This is a genomic window from Pseudophaeobacter arcticus DSM 23566 (assembly GCF_000473205.1).
In the GTDB taxonomy this organism is placed as follows: domain Bacteria; phylum Pseudomonadota; class Alphaproteobacteria; order Rhodobacterales; family Rhodobacteraceae; genus Pseudophaeobacter; species Pseudophaeobacter arcticus.
Genome location: NZ_KI421507.1, coordinates 601829 through 617119, shown reverse-complemented (window position 1 = coordinate 617119; position 15291 = coordinate 601829). Strand labels below are relative to the sequence as shown.

At 58.6% G+C, this 15291-nt stretch carries 16 protein-coding genes; 9 read left to right on the top strand and 7 right to left on the bottom strand.

Annotated features, from left to right (window positions below):
• Nucleotide 1 precedes the first annotated feature (1 nt).
• Together ARCT_RS0106960 and ARCT_RS0106955 are read left to right on the top strand one after the other, a co-directional pair.
• Nucleotides 2-1675 (top strand): cytochrome c oxidase subunit I, encoded by a 1674-nt coding sequence (locus ARCT_RS0106960; RefSeq protein WP_027239416.1) that lies wholly within the window; start codon nucleotides 2-4, stop codon nucleotides 1673-1675.
• 156 nt (nucleotides 1676-1831) lie between these two features.
• Nucleotides 1832-2320 (top strand): DUF2244 domain-containing protein, encoded by a 489-nt coding sequence (locus tag ARCT_RS0106955; protein WP_027239415.1) that lies wholly within the window; start codon nucleotides 1832-1834, stop codon nucleotides 2318-2320.
• A 156-nt stretch (nucleotides 2321-2476) separates the two neighbouring features.
• Here the strand turns inward: ARCT_RS0106955 and ARCT_RS0106950 are convergent, their stop codons facing one another.
• The gene (locus ARCT_RS0106950; protein ID WP_027239414.1) at nucleotides 2477-2884 is read right to left on the bottom strand and encodes a GFA family protein; all 408 of its coding nucleotides are present in this window, start codon (nucleotides 2882-2884) and stop codon (nucleotides 2477-2479) included.
• A 315-nt stretch (nucleotides 2885-3199) separates the two neighbouring features.
• On the bottom strand, nucleotides 3200-3772 hold the full coding sequence (locus ARCT_RS0106945; RefSeq protein ID WP_240476272.1) for a DUF2938 domain-containing protein: 573 nt from the start codon (nucleotides 3770-3772) through the stop codon (nucleotides 3200-3202).
• Between ARCT_RS0106945 and ARCT_RS0106940 the strand changes: the two genes are divergently transcribed.
• Nucleotides 3771-4202 (top strand): helix-turn-helix domain-containing protein, encoded by a 432-nt coding sequence (locus ARCT_RS0106940; RefSeq protein WP_027239412.1) that lies wholly within the window; start codon nucleotides 3771-3773, stop codon nucleotides 4200-4202. The two genes, ARCT_RS0106945 and ARCT_RS0106940, sit on opposite strands and share 2 nt — an antisense overlap.
• A 205-nt stretch (nucleotides 4203-4407) precedes the next feature.
• On the opposite strand, the gene ARCT_RS0106935 is transcribed toward ARCT_RS0106940, so the two are convergent.
• Entirely contained in the window at nucleotides 4408-4881 is a 474-nt protein-coding gene (locus ARCT_RS0106935) for a GatB/YqeY domain-containing protein (RefSeq protein WP_027239411.1), read from the bottom strand.
• A gap of 220 nt (nucleotides 4882-5101) precedes the next feature.
• On the opposite strand from ARCT_RS0106935, the gene carA reads away from it, so the two are divergent.
• Nucleotides 5102-6265: a glutamine-hydrolyzing carbamoyl-phosphate synthase small subunit gene (gene carA, locus ARCT_RS0106930; RefSeq protein ID WP_027239410.1), complete on the top strand. Its 1164-nt coding sequence runs from the start codon at nucleotides 5102-5104 to the stop codon at nucleotides 6263-6265.
• Nucleotides 6266-6646: 381 nt separating this feature from the next.
• Nucleotides 6647-8515 carry a glycosyltransferase gene (locus ARCT_RS25580; protein WP_084300947.1) on the top strand — a complete coding sequence of 623 codons (1869 nt, stop codon included), beginning with the start codon at nucleotides 6647-6649 and terminating at the stop codon, nucleotides 8513-8515.
• 44 nt (nucleotides 8516-8559) lie between these two features.
• Here ARCT_RS25580 and ARCT_RS0106920 read toward each other — a convergent pair whose 3' ends face one another.
• The gene (locus ARCT_RS0106920) at nucleotides 8560-9213 is read right to left on the bottom strand and encodes a GntR family transcriptional regulator (RefSeq protein ID WP_027239409.1); all 654 of its coding nucleotides are present in this window, start codon (nucleotides 9211-9213) and stop codon (nucleotides 8560-8562) included.
• 169 nt (nucleotides 9214-9382) lie between these two features.
• Between ARCT_RS0106920 and ARCT_RS0106915 the strand changes: the two genes are divergently transcribed.
• The 3 genes from ARCT_RS0106915 to ARCT_RS0106905 all read left to right on the top strand — a co-directional run bounded on the left by ARCT_RS0106915 (nucleotide 9383) and on the right by ARCT_RS0106905 (nucleotide 11737).
• The gene (locus ARCT_RS0106915) at nucleotides 9383-10039 is read left to right on the top strand and encodes a pyrimidine 5'-nucleotidase (protein WP_027239408.1); all 657 of its coding nucleotides are present in this window, start codon (nucleotides 9383-9385) and stop codon (nucleotides 10037-10039) included.
• Between the two features lie 134 nt (nucleotides 10040-10173).
• Entirely contained in the window at nucleotides 10174-10425 is a 252-nt protein-coding gene (locus tag ARCT_RS0106910) for a hypothetical protein (protein ID WP_027239407.1), read from the top strand.
• Nucleotides 10426-10540: 115 nt separating this feature from the next.
• Nucleotides 10541-11737: a UbiH/UbiF family hydroxylase gene (locus tag ARCT_RS0106905; protein WP_027239406.1), complete on the top strand. Its 1197-nt coding sequence runs from the start codon at nucleotides 10541-10543 to the stop codon at nucleotides 11735-11737.
• Between the two features lie 116 nt (nucleotides 11738-11853).
• Here the strand turns inward: ARCT_RS0106905 and ARCT_RS0106900 are convergent, their stop codons facing one another.
• The 3 genes from ARCT_RS0106900 to ARCT_RS0106890 all read right to left on the bottom strand — a co-directional run bounded on the left by ARCT_RS0106900 (nucleotide 11854) and on the right by ARCT_RS0106890 (nucleotide 14043).
• Entirely contained in the window at nucleotides 11854-12978 is a 1125-nt protein-coding gene (locus ARCT_RS0106900) for an aminotransferase class V-fold PLP-dependent enzyme (RefSeq protein WP_027239405.1), read from the bottom strand.
• Nucleotides 12979-13132: 154 nt separating this feature from the next.
• Complete coding sequence (locus ARCT_RS0106895; RefSeq protein WP_027239404.1) at nucleotides 13133-13591, bottom strand: Lrp/AsnC family transcriptional regulator; 459 nt, start codon at nucleotides 13589-13591, stop codon at nucleotides 13133-13135.
• A complete protein-coding gene (locus ARCT_RS0106890) occupies nucleotides 13588-14043 on the bottom strand; it encodes an Lrp/AsnC family transcriptional regulator (RefSeq protein ID WP_027239403.1) in 456 nt (151 codons plus the stop codon). The genes ARCT_RS0106895 and ARCT_RS0106890 overlap by 4 nt, the downstream gene beginning before the upstream one ends.
• Before the next feature lie 131 nt (nucleotides 14044-14174).
• Here ARCT_RS0106890 and ilvC point away from each other — a divergent pair, with 131 nt between their 5' ends.
• Nucleotides 14175-15197: a ketol-acid reductoisomerase gene (ilvC, locus tag ARCT_RS0106885; protein WP_027239402.1), complete on the top strand. Its 1023-nt coding sequence runs from the start codon at nucleotides 14175-14177 to the stop codon at nucleotides 15195-15197.
• The last annotated feature ends 94 nt before the right edge of the window (nucleotides 15198-15291 follow it).

The following is a 15291-nucleotide window of genomic DNA, read 5'->3' as shown; positions in this document are numbered from 1 at the left end:
AATGGCGGACGCAGCCATTCATGGTCACGGCCACGAAGACGAGCGCGGATTTTTTACCCGCTGGTTCATGAGCACGAACCATAAGGATATCGGCATTCTCTACCTCATCGTTTCGGCGCTTGTAGGTTTCATCTCTGTCGGGTTCACCGTTTATATGCGGCTGGAACTGATGGATCCCGGCGTTCAGTACATGTGTGCAGAAGGTGCCCGCTTCTTTGCGGATGCCTCCAGCGAATGTACTCCGAACGGTCATCTCTGGAATGTGTTGATCACTGCCCACGGCATCTTGATGATGTTCTTTGTGGTGATTCCGGCGCTGTTCGGCGGTTTTGGCAACTACTTCATGCCACTGCAGATCGGCGCGCCGGATATGGCCTTCCCGCGGATGAACAACCTCAGCTTCTGGCTTTATGTCGCCGGTACTTCGCTGGCGGTTGCTTCGGTTCTGTCGCCCGGCGGCAATGGTCAGCTGGGCTCCGGTGTGGGCTGGGTTCTGTACCCGCCACTGTCGGTCAATGAAGGCGGCTATTCGATGGATCTGGCGATCTTTGCTGTGCACGTCTCTGGGGCCTCTTCGATCCTGGGCGCGATCAACATGATCACCACCTTCCTGAACATGCGTGCCCCCGGCATGACCCTGTTCAAGGTGCCGCTGTTCAGCTGGTCGATCTTTGTCACCTCCTGGCTGATCCTGCTGTCGCTGCCGGTTCTTGCCGGCGCCATCACCATGCTCTTGATGGACCGCAACTTTGGCTTCACCTTCTTTGATCCTGCCGGTGGCGGCGATCCAATCCTGTATCAGCACATCCTGTGGTTCTTTGGGCATCCCGAAGTCTACATCGTGATCCTGCCGGGCTTTGGTATCATCTCCCATGTGATTGCCACCTTCTCGCGCAAGCCGGTCTTTGGCTATCTGCCCATGGTCTGGGCGATCATCGCCATTGGTGTTCTGGGCTTCGTTGTTTGGGCGCACCACATGTACACCGTTGGCATGTCGCTGAACCAACAGGCCTATTTCATGCTGGCCACCATGGTTATCGCGGTGCCCACGGGCGTTAAGGTGTTCTCCTGGATCGCCACCATGTGGGGCGGCTCCATCGAGTTCAAAGCGCCAATGATGTTTGCCTTTGGCTTTCTCTTCCTGTTCACCGTTGGTGGTGTCACAGGGGTGGTTCTGTCGCAGGCCTCCATCGACCGCGCCTATCACGACACCTATTATGTGGTTGCTCACTTCCACTACGTGATGAGCCTGGGCGCCGTTTTTGCGATCTTCTCGGGTGTCTACTTCTACTTTGGTAAGATAACCGGGCGTCAGTACAACGAGCTGGGCGCGCAGATTCACTTCTGGATGTTCTTCATCGGTGCCAACCTGACCTTCTTCCCCCAGCACTTCCTGGGTCGTCAGGGCATGCCCCGTCGTTACATCGACTATCCTGAAGGCTTTGCCTACTGGAACAAGATCTCGTCCTATGGCGCCTTCCTGTCCTTTGCATCCTTCATTCTGTTCTTTGGTGTGGTGATCTATTCGCTGCTGCGCGGCGCACGCATCACCCAGAACAACTATTGGAATGAATACGCCGACACTCTCGAATGGACCCTGCCCTGCCCCCCACCAGAGCATACCTTCGAGATCCTGCCAAAGCAGGAAGACTGGGACAAATCCCACTCTCACTAAGGTTTGGTGTTCGCTAAACAAAAGGCCCCGCAGCAGCAGCTTCGGGGCCTTTTTCATTTCCGGAAACGCCTGCCGATTTGACCGCTTGAAAAGCTGTCTCCAACATATCTAAATACGCAAAACTCCCCCACCGCCGCCCAGTGCCAAAGACCACCCATGCCCTATTCCTGGATCACCCCACCCTCCGCATCAGACCCCATGTCTCCCTGCGAAATGCATCTGTGGCCGCATCAATCGCTGCCGCCGCAGGGCTACGCGCGTTTCATTGGGGTGACAGCCCTGCTGATCGCCCTGCCACTGCTGGCCTTTGCCGGATCCGTTGTGTTCTGGGGGCTGCTGCCGTTTTTGCTGCTGGCGCTGTTTGGCCTGAAATATGCACTGGACCGCAACCGGCGCGATGCGCAGGTGATCGAGGTCCTGACGCTTGATACCCATGAGGCCCGGCTAGAGCGACGCAATGCCAATGGCACCCAGCAAAGCTGGCAGTGCAACCGCTTCTGGGTAACGGTAGAGCTCCACCCTTTGGGTGGTCCGGTGCCCAACTACGTCACCCTGCGCGGAGGCGGCCGCGAGGTAGAGATCGGCGCCTTCCTGTCCGAGGACGAAAGACAGGCGCTTTATGATGAACTGTTACAGGTTCTTTGAGTGCTGGGGCGTAGCAGCCAAAGATAGTTCTGCGATAGCTCTGCGGGCAAAATGTGAATTCACAGCGTTTGCGCCAATGACCGGTCCTTGGCTATCGCCGCGTCCTGCCGACTGCAATATGGCTACCCGACGACGGCTGTTAAGGTCCAATTGCATCTATCCCGGAAGGCCCTCCACCTTGGGAAGGTCGCTAAGGCCGTCATCCCAACAGGCCCGACTCTCCCACGAGATACGGGCTTGGGGCCGGATATCAGGCGGCGTGTCCAAACAGCCTGCAGGTACAACGAGCAGGGTTCCATCCATCTGCAGGTCCGGCAGCGCCGAGCCGCAGGTCGCGCAGAAGCTCTTGCCGTGCCGGGTGCCCGGCAGCCGGAATGAGCGGACCAGAGCCTGGCCCGAAAGCCAGGAGACCTTGCCGCCGGGCGCAAAGATATTGGACGCATGGGCCGAGCCGGTATCCTTGCGGCAACGCGAGCAATGGCACAGGAAAAAATATTCGAACACGCCGTCGATCTCGAATGTGATGCCGCCGCAAAGGCACGCGCCCTTTGTTTTTTGTTTCACCTCTTTGGGCCTCCCACAGGGTATTTGGCTTCCCTCGGAATGCGAGCGAATATCTGCCTTCCAACCCATAGCTTGTAGCCCTCCGCGTCGGCAGGTGAAAGAACACGGTTCTGAGCAACCGTTCTGACGGAAATGTCGGCTTTGCGTACCATTGCTCCAACGCGTGGCGCGCGCAGCATTCGGCATTTTGGGCTCATTGCCGCCATCTGCTGCAGTTACACGCAAAATCGGAATACGGGTGGCGGTTTTTGGACTTAGGCGCCGTCAGCTTTCTCCATGTCCTGGGGCCAGCTGCGCTGTTTTCTCCGTTTGATGTCAGGAAAATGCGGATGCGCAACAAGCCGCAGCCCACAGACCTATCCCGAAACTGAGATGTGCAAATCCGCTTTTGAGGCGCGCGACGTTCGGGTTGGGCAGGTTCCGCGCAAACAACCCAGCCCCCATACCCGGTTGAACTACGAGAAAGGGCGCCAGAACCGTCAATGCACCAAACGCTAATGCTGGCAACAAACTGGGGGCTTTTAGCCAGCCGTCACCAACAAGGGCAAGAAATGCGAGAGCGAACAAAATGCCAATCAGATAATGTGAACTCCAACCGGTGACCCGTTCGAATGGAATTGGCCGGCTCGCCGAAATGGGACGATGTACGAATTTCCCCCGGATCATATGGCCGAACCAGCGTCCGACCATCGCATAGTTGAGCGGCTGTTGAGACAGAACGTGTTTCTGAGCAAGTGCGATCAAATCCATGAAAGCAGTTGCGCCAACCCCAATGAGAGCCGCGTTCAGAAAAATATGTGTCGCCATAGTTAAAGGCCTCAGTTTTTGTTGATGTTTTGTACGAGGGATACAACATACAACTTCAAGCCAACTTGAGGTCAAGGTCATGCTAGATATTTCAGAACTCTCCCGTTTAAGCGGGTTTTCAGCTTCAAAACTTCGCTATTATGAAGACGTTGGCCTGATCCGTTCAGTGGGACGACGGGGTTTGAAGCGTCTTTACGAGAATGAAGTAAAGGCGCGTATTTCCCTTATTGCTCTGGCACGAACTGCGGGATTTTCGCTGCTGGAGATTAAGGAGATGATTGGAACAGACGGCACCCCCAACCTGGAACGCAATGTCCTGGTTGCAAAGGCAGACGCACTTGATGCGACGATCAAAGAGCTGACCAGTTTAAGAGATGGACTTCGCCATATCGTAAAATGCACTGCAGAAAATCATATGGATTGCCCTCGGTTCAAGCGGATCATGCGCGTTGCACTGACCAAGAAAAAGACTGCTGCCAAAGCGCATCGAAACAGGCCCAGCAATGATTAAATTGATTGCCGGGTGGTTTACCTAACAGTGGCATTTGCAAATGCAGCCGATGATTGCGCCGCTTCGCCAGAGAGCGTCCTATTGCAGACATTCTTGGAACTTGCAGTATCAGGTGGAATGGGCTGAAAGCGGAGCGCCGCCAAAACAAAGAAGGACCCGCGCTGCGGATCCCTTTTGACACGTCACCTTAATAGTCATCGCAGCCTCAGCAGCCGCCGTCCTTGCACAGCTCGTCCTTGACCATGGGGCCGACCTTGCCAAAATCCATCTGGCCGGTGAATTTGGCTTTCAACGCCCCCATCACCTTGCCCATGTCGCGAATCGATGTGGCACCACTTTCGGTCACTGCCGCCTTGACTGCGGCGCGGACCTCGTCGTCGTCGAGCTGTTTGGGCAGGAATTCCTGGATTATGGCAATTTCTTCCAGTTCCCGTTCGGCCAGATCCAGACGGCTGGCCTCTTCATAGGCGCGGGCACTCTCGTTGCGCTGCTTGGTCATTTTTCCAAGGATCGCCAAGACTTCGTCGTCGCCGATGCTGGTCTCTGCATCCCCACCGCGGGCTGCGATTTCCTTGTCTTTGATTGCAGCGTTGATCAGGCGCAGCGTGCTTATCCGCTGGGCCTCCTTGTCTTTCATCGCCTGTTTCAGAGCCTGATTGACCAGGGTTTGCGTATCCATCGTTTTTATCCATCCAGAGGAAACCGGAATTGGCACCTCTATCCAATCGGCCCGCTCAGTTCAAGCGTCTGGCCGTTTCAGGCGACGCGAGGGCAGCGAACGGCTCCCCCATGGGCAATTGCCGCGTGTTTCTTGTACCCCCGCTCTGTCTGCTAGGCTTGACCCCATGCCCGCCCGGCCCTAAAAGCCGATGAATTTCACCCTCAGGAGAGTCTCTGTCATGGCCGATACTGCACCGTCCAAGCCAACCGCATGTCTGGCGCTAGCCGATGGCACCGTCTTTTATGGAGCCGGGTTTGGCGCCACCGGTCGCTGCGTCGCCGAGCTGTGTTTCAACACCGCGATGACCGGCTACCAGGAGATCATGACAGACCCGTCCTATGCCGGGCAAATCGTGACCTTCACCTTCCCCCATATCGGCAATACCGGCGTCACTCCCGAGGATGACGAAACCGCAGATCCGGTTGCTGCCGGCATGGTGGTAAAGTGGGATCCGACGCTGGCCTCCAACTGGCGCTCCACCGAAGAGTTGACAAGCTGGCTCACCCGGACCGGCCGTATCGCCATTGGCGGCATTGATACCCGCCGCCTGACCCGCGCCATCCGGCAGCTGGGGGCGCCCCATGTGGCGCTGGCGCATGATCCCGAGGGCAATTTTGACATCGAGGCGCTGGTTGCCGAAGCCCGCGCCTGGGCCGGGCTCGAAGGTATGGACCTGGCCAAAGAGGTCACCTGCGCTCAAAGCTACCGCTGGGACGAGATGCGTTGGGCCTGGCCCGAGGGTTTTTCCCGTCAGGAAAACCCGGTGCATAAGGTGGTCGCCATCGACTATGGTGCCAAACGCAACATTCTGCGCTGCCTGGCCTCGGCTGGCTGCGATGTTACCGTTCTGCCAGCAACCGCAACCGCCGAAGAGGTTCTGGCCCATAGTCCCGACGGTGTGTTTTTGTCCAATGGACCCGGTGACCCTGCCGCCACTGGTGAATATGCCGTGCCGATGATCAAAAGCATTCTGGCGGATACAGACCTGCCGGTCTTTGGCATCTGCCTTGGCCACCAGATGCTGGCGCTGGCGCTTGGCGGCAAAACCGTCAAGATGAACCACGGTCACCACGGTGCCAACCACCCGGTGAAAGAGAAATCCACCGGCAAGGTTGAGATCACCTCGATGAACCACGGGTTTGCTGTTGATGCCCAAAGCCTGCCCGAGGGTGTCGAAGAGACCCATATCTCGCTGTTTGACGGATCCAACTGCGGCATCCGCATGGTGGGCCGCCCGGTCTATTCCGTGCAGCATCACCCCGAAGCAAGCCCCGGCCCGCAGGATAGCTTCTATCTGTTCGAACGTTTTGCCGAGGCCATGGCCACGCGAAAAGCTTCGTAAAGCAGCGATCAATTGTCGGTTAAAACCGTCACGCGGACATTGTGGTTAACACGCTATTAAGCGACCCTCTGCAGCCTCAGGTGCATAATGCATCTGGGGTTTTTTGTTTTGAGTGATCATATGCGCGGTTTGCAGTCTCGCGGTTTTAGGCGCCTTCGCCGTCCTGTCTGGGGGCCACAGTCAGGGGCAGGCTCCTCTGCTCTTGATCCCAAAAGGGAGACTGAGCCTGTCAGCGCGCGGCAGATCTATCAGCAGGCCCAACATCGCAGCCGCCGGGACCTGTTGCCCACCTTCCCAAACCCCGTCACCGGATCGCTTGGGGCAGGCTCTGTAAAGCGGCAGGTACCACCACCGGGGCCGCAGCCCAGCCCCCTGCTCCCTATGGGATCCAGGACGCTAGAGCAGCCAGGGCGTCCGGGATATCCAGGGCAGGCTCTGCGCAAGGGCCAGGAACACCACCGCGCCCCAGGGGAACAGGCGGCAAACCACAGCGCCACCGCCTACTCTGCTGCGGTGAATGGGGTCTTCCGTGCCGAGGCCCTTGCCCTGCGGTCTATTGACCTCAGCAAGCACCAGCCCAGCGCACCCTTGTTGAACCGGATGCCTGCCAGTTTCTGGCTGCGTCACTGTGCAATCCCATGGGTACAACTCGGGGATGCCATCGCCATTGCCTTTGCCTCCGCCGAAGAGGCGGAAAGCCAAAAACAGACCCTGACCGTGTTGTTTGGCCCCTTTATCCCCGTTCTGGCCCCAGCGGCACAGATCTTGCCTCTGTTGCAGGCACATTTCAAAACCGCCATGGCCCGACGCGCCAGCAGCAGCATCCCCCCCGAACTCAGCAGCAGAACCCTGTTCCAGCAGTCCAAACGATTGAAACAACTGCTGCCAGTCAGCTCTTTTTTCTGCCTTGCGGCGGTTTTCCCGCTCGAGATCTTTTCGCTCTGCTGCGGCGCTGCGCTGTTGTTTCTACTGCTGTTCACCGGGCTAAAGCTCTGCGGTCTTGTCGCGCATCTTCTGCCAAAGCGGCACAGCAGCGTACCATCGCTGCTCAGGCCTGAGAAACCGGATCTGGAGCCCCTGCCGAAGATCTCGGTCCTGGTGCCACTTTACAAAGAGGCGGCCATCAGCTCGGCCCTGCTCAAACGCCTGTCGCGCCTCACCTATCCGCAGGACCGGATGGAGGTTCTGCTGGTTTTGGAAGAAGGCGACACGCTGACCCAGAAAACCATCTCAAAGGCGACCCTGCCACCGTGGATTTCAGCCCTAGAGGTCCCCGCCTGGGGAGAGCTGCGCACCAAGCCGCGGGCGATGAACTATGCTCTGAATTTTTGCCAAGGTGATATCGTCGGGGTCTGGGATGCCGAAGACGCACCGCAGCCGGATCAATTGCAGAAAGTCGCTGCGGCCTTTGCCGCCGCTTCACCAGACGTGGCCTGTTTTCAAGGCGTTCTGGATTATTATAATCCGCGCGCCAATTTGATCTCACGCTGCTTCACCCTAGAGTATGCCAGTTGGTTTCGCATCGTTTTGCCAGGCATTGCCCGGCTTGGTCTGGTGGTGCCCTTGGGGGGAACCACCATGTTTGTGCGCCGCACGGTGCTGGACGAACTGGGCGGGTGGGATGCGCATAATGTCACCGAAGACGCCGATCTTGGCGTCCGCCTCTATCGCGCCGGCTATCGCACCCAGATGCTCACCACCGCCACCTATGAGGAAGCCAGTTGCCATATTCCAGCCTGGGTGCGTCAACGCTCTCGCTGGCTCAAAGGGTTCATGGCCACCTATCTGGTCCATATGCGGCGGCCCCTGCATCTGGCCCAGGCGCTTGGCTGGCGTGGTTTTCTGGGTTTTCAGGCCTTTTTCCTTGGCACCATCGGCCAGTTTCTGCTGGCTCCGTTCCTGTGGACCTACTGGTTGGTGATCCTGGGCCTGCCGCATCCCAGCGCAGCGGTGCTACCGGATCAGCTGCTGTTGCTTGGCGTGTCGTCCCTGATATTCTTTGAGGCTCTGGGCATGGGCATTGCCGTATTTGGCGCCTTTACCTCCGGCCGCCCCCAGCTGGCGCTCTGGGTGCCCCTCTTACCGCTGTACTATTTGATGGGACCGGTAGCGGTCTACAAGGCACTCTATGAGCTGCTTTACAATCCATTCTTCTGGGACAAAACCAGCCACGGCATGCATCCCCCGGACAGCAATGCGCAAGAACACCTGCCGCCTCAGAACCAAATACAGCAGCAGGCAGAGCTGTAGCCTGCCGCATCAGCCCTTCTGGCTCAGAGCTTAAGAGGGGGCTGCTAGCGCCCCTGCCCGCGGTCTCCGGCATCCTGTTTCAGCCGCGTCATAAAGGCCACCGAGATATGATCCTTCAGCGCCTGACCCGCGGCCTTTTCATCGCGGGCTTCGATCGCGGCAACAATCTTTTTGTGTTCCGCCTGGGCGATCTCCCCCCGCCCCTCTGCCGCCAGAGAGGTGGTGGCCATAAGCGCCATGGAGCGATGTACCAGATTAAGCTGCTGCACCAGATAGCGGTTATGAGAGGCGAGATGGATCTGTTCGTGAAAGCGGCGGTTGGCCTTGGCCAGATCTGCGGGTTTATCCACCAGCGCGTCATCCTCGCGCACCATGTCTTTCAGCACCCGCACCTCTTCTTCGGTGGCATGACGCGCGGCCAGACCGGCCGCCAGGCCCTCCAACTCGCGGCGCACCATATAAAGCTCAGCCATCTGATTGTGATCCAGCGAGGCCACGATCAGTGATCGCCCGTCCCGCTCCAGCAGCGACTGGGTCTCCAACCGCTGCAGCGCCTCGCGGATCGGTGTGCGCGACACCCCAAGCCGTTCCGCAAGATCGCTTTCCACCAGGCGATCACCCGGTTTGTAGACCCCTACATCAATGGCTTCCAGAATGAGGGAATAGGCGTCTTTCTGGGTGTTGCGGCTCTGGTTCATCTGCTGTCCCATTCAAATGGTAGGGGTGTATTCCTACAGCTCACGCCCGGGCAATCAAGCCTTTGCCATAACTTAGGCTAAGAATGCGACAAAAGAAGCCAAGGCAAATTGATCCTTTCAACGTCAAATCCTCATTGCAAAACAAATCCAGTCTGCCTAGGTCCTCCCCATGGTCAAAAAATCTTTCTCTCATGTGCGCCACTGGGTCTTTGACCTGGACAACACACTGTATCACCCCTCAGCCCGGCTGTTTGATCAGATTGAGGTCAAGATGACCAACTATGTCATGACAGAGCTGGGGGTCGACAAAGCGGAAGCAGACCATCTGCGCAGCAGCTATTGGCGCGAGCACGGCACCACCCTGGCAGGTCTGATGCGCGAACATAACATGGACCCTGTCCCCTATCTTGAGGCAGTCCATGACATTTCGATGGATCATCTGCCAAAAGACCCGGAACTGGCGGCCTGCATCAAGGCCCTGCCAGGCAAGCGTATCGTCTACACCAATGGCAGCGCCCCCTATGCCAAACGGGTGTTGGCCGCACGCGGGCTATCGGGGCTGTTTGACGGGATCTTTGGGGTTGAACATGCTGACTACCGCCCCAAACCCGAACGCGCCGCCTTTGACATGGTGTTTGACAAGGCCGGCATTCACTCTGAAACCGCTGCCATGTTTGAGGACGACCCCCGCAATCTTTCTGCGCCCCATGCCATGGGGATGCGCACTGTCCATGTGGCCCCAGAGGCGCTGGGTCAGGCGGAGGATCGCAGCCATATTCACCATCACACCGATGATCTGACCGGGTTTCTCGCCAAGATCCTTTAGGCGGGCCCGGCCTGCGCCATCAGGACGGACACTCTGTCGCAGGAAAACCCGCAAACGACCGGCAAACTGGTCTCAAAACCTGCCCGCAAAAGCCCTACATCTGCCGCGATACCAACCCTAAAAGGATCGCGCGCATGGCACTTGCCTATACCCTCCCTGACCGCCTGTCTCTGTGGCAACGTTTTCTCTTTGCTGTTCCCCTGCTGGGGCGGATTTCAAAAGAGGTGGCCTATGGTGAGGAAGAGAATTTCTACTATGCCCTGGCCATTCTGATCTGCCTTTGGGGCAGCTCAATCCTGTTGTTTGGCATTCCCGGTCTCTACCTGCCTGCAGTGGCGCTTGTGCCGGTGATGTTTACCCTGATCATCGCCATTTCGCGCGGGTAGCAGCCAGGCACGGCTGGCAGCAGGTCTTGGCCCAAGGTCGACACTGGGACCACATGCCGCTTGTCATTGCCCTGGCCTCGGGCCTATCTGAGGAAGAGAGACGAAAGGCAGGGCAATGGCTGAAACATGTGACATTCTGGTTTCTGGTGGCGGTGTCGCCGGACTGACGGCAGCGGCAACATTTGGGGCCGCCGGGTTCAAGGTGGTCTGTGTTGATCCAACCCCGCCGGTGACAACACGCGATGCTGCGGGCTCTGATCTGCGCACCACTGCCTTTTTGCAACCGGCGCAGGAGCTGTTGCAGCGCTTTGGCCTTTGGGAACGCCTGGCGGATCATGCCGCGCCCTTGCAGATCATGCGCATTGTCGATGCGGGCGGCGCCGAGCCGGAACCGCGGGTGATCAAAGATTTCAACGCTGCCGATATCTCGGAAAAGCCCTTTGGCTGGAACCTGCCCAACTGGTTGCTGCGGCGCGAAATCCTGACCCGGATTGCAGAACTTCCCAATGTGGAGTTTCGCGCTGGCACTGGCACCAAATCGCTGTTTACCCGGACACATGAGGCCCGCGTCACGCTGAGCGATGGCGATCAGCTGCGCGCCAAGCTGGTGGTCGCCTGCGATGGGCGCTCTTCGCCAATGCGCGCGGCGGCTGGCATTCCGGTAAAAACCACCCGCTATGGGCAAAAGGCGCTGGCCTTTGCCGTCACCCATCCGGTGCCCCACGACAATGTCTCCACCGAGATCCACCGCTCTGGCGGCCCTTTCACCCTGGTCCCGCTGCCGGATTATCAGGGCAAACCCTCCTCTGCGGTGGTCTGGATGGAACGGGGGCCCCGCGCCGAAGAGCTGCTGGCGCAGGCGCCGGAGCTGTTTGAGGCCGAGATGACCCGGCGCAGCTGTGGGCTGTTTGGTGACCTGACGCTGGCCTCGCGCCGCAGTATCTGGCCGATCATCAGCCAATCCGCCGCGCGGCTGGATGGTCAGCGCCTGGCGCTGATGGCCGAAGCCGCCCATGTGGTGCCGCCAATTGGCGCTCAGGGCTTGAATATGTCGCTGGGGGATCTGCGGGTGCTGCTGGAGCTGGCCGAGACCCGCCCCGAGGGGCTGGGAGACGCACAGATGCTGAGCGCCTATCACAAGGCGCGTCACAATGAGATCATGCTGCGGGTGAAGGGCATTGACCTGCTCAACCGCAGCTCGATGATCGAGGCCCGCCCCCTGCGGGACCTGCGCGCCTTTGGCCTCAACGCGCTCTATTCCATGGCGCCTGTGCGCCGGACCCTGATGCAAATGGGGCTGGGGGTGAAATAGAAGCCGGTTTTCCCAAATTGGGAAAACCGGTGCCTTCGGCGAAGGTATTTAAGGCAAGATGAAATGGGCGGCCCGAGAAAGCAACTGGCCAGCCCGTCCCTCAAAGTCGCCCCGGCTCAGAGCACCTGATCTACCGCCTTTTGCAGACGGGCAAGCGTCGCCTCTACATCGTAGAGCTTGTCGAGACCAAACAGTCCCAGGCGGAAGGTGCAAAACTCGGCGGGTTCATCACATTGCAGCGGCACGCCTGCGGCGATCTGCATGCCAAGGGCGGCAAATTTTTTGCCGTTTTGCACCTCAGGATCCGCGGTGTAGCTGACCACAACCCCCGGCGCGCCAAAGCCTTCGGCGGCCACCGAGGTGACCCCCTTTGCAGCCAGCATCGCCCGCACCCCATTGCCAAGTTGCCACTGGGCCTGGCGCAGTGTTTCAAAGCCGTAGTCTTTGGTTTCCAACATGGTATCGCGAAAGGCGCGCAGCGCATCCGTGGGCATGGTGGCATGATAGGCGTGACCACCGTCCTCGTAGGCCTGCATGATGGCACGCCATTGTTTCAGGTTCAGAGCAAAGCTGTCGGATGTGGTCTCCTCCAGCCGCGCAAGCGCTTGTTGTGAAAACATCACCAGACCGGCAGAGGGAGAGGCGCTCCAGCCTTTTTGCGGCGCCGAGATCAGGACATCCACGCCGGTGGCAGCCATATCAACCCAGGCACAGCCGGATGCGATACAGTCGAGCACCATCAGCGCGCCAACCTCATGCGCCGCGGCTGCCATCGCGGTGATGTAATCGTCAGGCAGGATCACTCCAGCGGCGGTCTCGACATGCGGGGCAAAGACAATTGCTGGCTTGCGCTCGTGGATCGCCGCGGTGACCTCTGCAATCGGCGCGGGGGCAAAGGGCGACTGCGCCTCATTACCGGAGCGGCGCGCCTTCATCACGGTTGCAGAAGCGGTCAGTCCGCTGGTTTCAAAGATCTGGCTCCAGCGATAGGAGAACCAGCCATTGCGCACCACCAGAACCTCTTGTCCCCTGGCAAACTGACGCGCCACGGCCTCCATTGCATAGGTGCCGCCGCCGGGCACCAATGCCACGGCATCTGCCTGATAGACCTCTTTCAGCAGGGCATTGATGTCGAGCATCACCTGCTGAAACGCCTTTGACATATGGTTGAGCGACCGATCGGTGAAGACCACCGAGAATTCATCGAGCCCCTGTGGGTCCACGGTTTCCAAAAGCGCCATTGCTGTCTCCGATCTGTTTGCGGGGGTGCCCGGCAAACGATGCACTGGGCAGTCTATTTGACGACATACTGAATTTCGCCCCGGGCGGAAACCCGGCGCTCTGCAAAAGCTGTTTCAAATTCCCCAGACAAAGCGGGCGGAGCTCCAAAGCGAGCTAACCCAATGGGCCGGGGCGGCGTTCTTCGCTCAGCAAAACATTGGCATCCACAGAGCCGACCCCCGGCAAAAGCATGACCCGGCGGCGCAGCACCCGTTCAAAATCGGCAATATCACGGGCGGTGACCCGCAGCCGGTAGTCATAAAGCCCCAGCACATGTTCCACGGTCTGGACTTCAGGGATGGCGCAGACGGCGCGTTCAAAATCTTCAAGACTGACGCGGCCTTTGGTGCCCAGTTTGACGCCCAGGAACACGGTGACGCCAAAGCCCAGCTTTTCCCGGTCCAGCTCCAGCCTCCGCCCCAACAGAATGCCAAGCTCTTGCAGCCGTTTGATCCGTCGCCAGGTGGCCGGCTGGCTGAGCCCAAGCGCCCGCCCCAGCGCCCCGGCAGATTGACTGGCATCCTGGCTAAGCGCCCGCAACAGGCCAAGGTCGATTTCATCCAGATCTGTCACAGCGGCAGGCTTTCGTTGCTCTTGATCCGGGCCACATGCATCAGGGCTTCGATATCTGCGATATGCGGCAGGGTCAGAATGGCACTGCGGTAGATCTGTTGATAATGCCCCATGTCGCGCGCAATCACCGAAAGCCGCACATCAACCTGGCCCAGAAAGGTCTGGATCTCCAGTACCTCGGGGATTTCACGTGCCTGAGCAATGAATTCGTCAAAGGCGCGCGGGTTGGTCTTGTCCAGGGTGACCCGCAGCGAGACCTCCACCGAATATCCAAGGGCGCGCCAGTCGATCATCGCCCGGCTGCCCAGCAGAATACCCCCCTCGCGGAGTTTTTCCAGCCGCCGCGACAAGCGTGACGGTGTCAGCCCCAGGCGTTCGGCCAGATCCGGAATCGATTGCCCCGGGTCGCTTTGCATATGGCGCAATATGCGCCGATCCAGATCATCAAGCATGATTTCATCAATAATGACCATATGGACGAATGACTACTGCAAAAATACCAAAACTATTGCCAAAAGTAGCGGTGCATATCCCAGCGCGCGCCCTATGATGCCTGCAAACGACAACCAAGAGGATCTCTGATATGCGCGTATACTACGACCGCGATTGCGACGTTAACCTGATCAAAGACAAAAAAGTGGCTATCCTGGGCTACGGCAGCCAGGGCCACGCCCACGCGCTGAACCTGCGCGACTCCGGCGCCAAAAACCTGGTTGTTGCCCTGCGTGAAGGCTCTGCCTCGGCCAAGAAAGCCGAAGGCGAAGGCCTGAAAGTTATGGGGATCGCCGAAGCTGCTGCCTGGTGTGACGTGATCATGTTCACCATGCCCGACGAGCTGCAGGCCGAAACCTACAAAAAATACGTCCACGACAACATCAAGCCCGGCGCGGCCATTGCATTCGCCCACGGTTTGAACGTCCACTTTGGCCTGATCGAGCCCAAAGAAGGCATCGACGTCATCATGATGGCGCCCAAAGGCCCAGGTCACACCGTGCGCGGCGAATACACCAAAGGCGGCGGCGTGCCCTGCCTGGTTGCTGTGAACACCGATGCCACCGGCAAAGCGCTGGAAATCGGCCTGTCCTATTGCTCCGCCATCGGTGGCGGTCGCTCGGGCATCATCGAGACCAACTTCCGCGAAGAATGCGAAACCGATCTGTTTGGTGAACAGGCTGTTCTGTGTGGCGGTATCGTTGAACTGATCCGCTGCGGCTTTGAAACCCTGGTCGAAGCAGGCTACGCACCTGAGATGGCCTATTTCGAGTGTCTGCACGAAACCAAGCTGATCGTGGACCTGATCTATGAAGGCGGCATCGCCAACATGGACTACTCGATCTCCAACACTGCGGAATACGGCCAATACGTCACCGGTCCCCGCATCCTGCCCTATGAGGCCACCAAGAAAGCCATGAAAGAATCGCTGCAGGACATCCAGTCCGGCAAGTTTGTGCGTGACTTCATGTTGGAAAACGCTGTTGGTCAGCCCACCATCAAAGCTTCGCGCCGTGCAAACGACGAGCACCAGATCGAAGTGGTTGGTCAGAAACTGCGCGACATGATGCCTTGGATCTCGGCTGGCAAAATGGTCGACAAAGCAAAGAACTAAGGCGCCCGCGGCGAAGGCCGCAGCCTATTCTCATTGGGGCGTTCCAAGCAATTGGGACGCCCCTATTGTTTCGGTGTCTTTTGGGTCATTAACA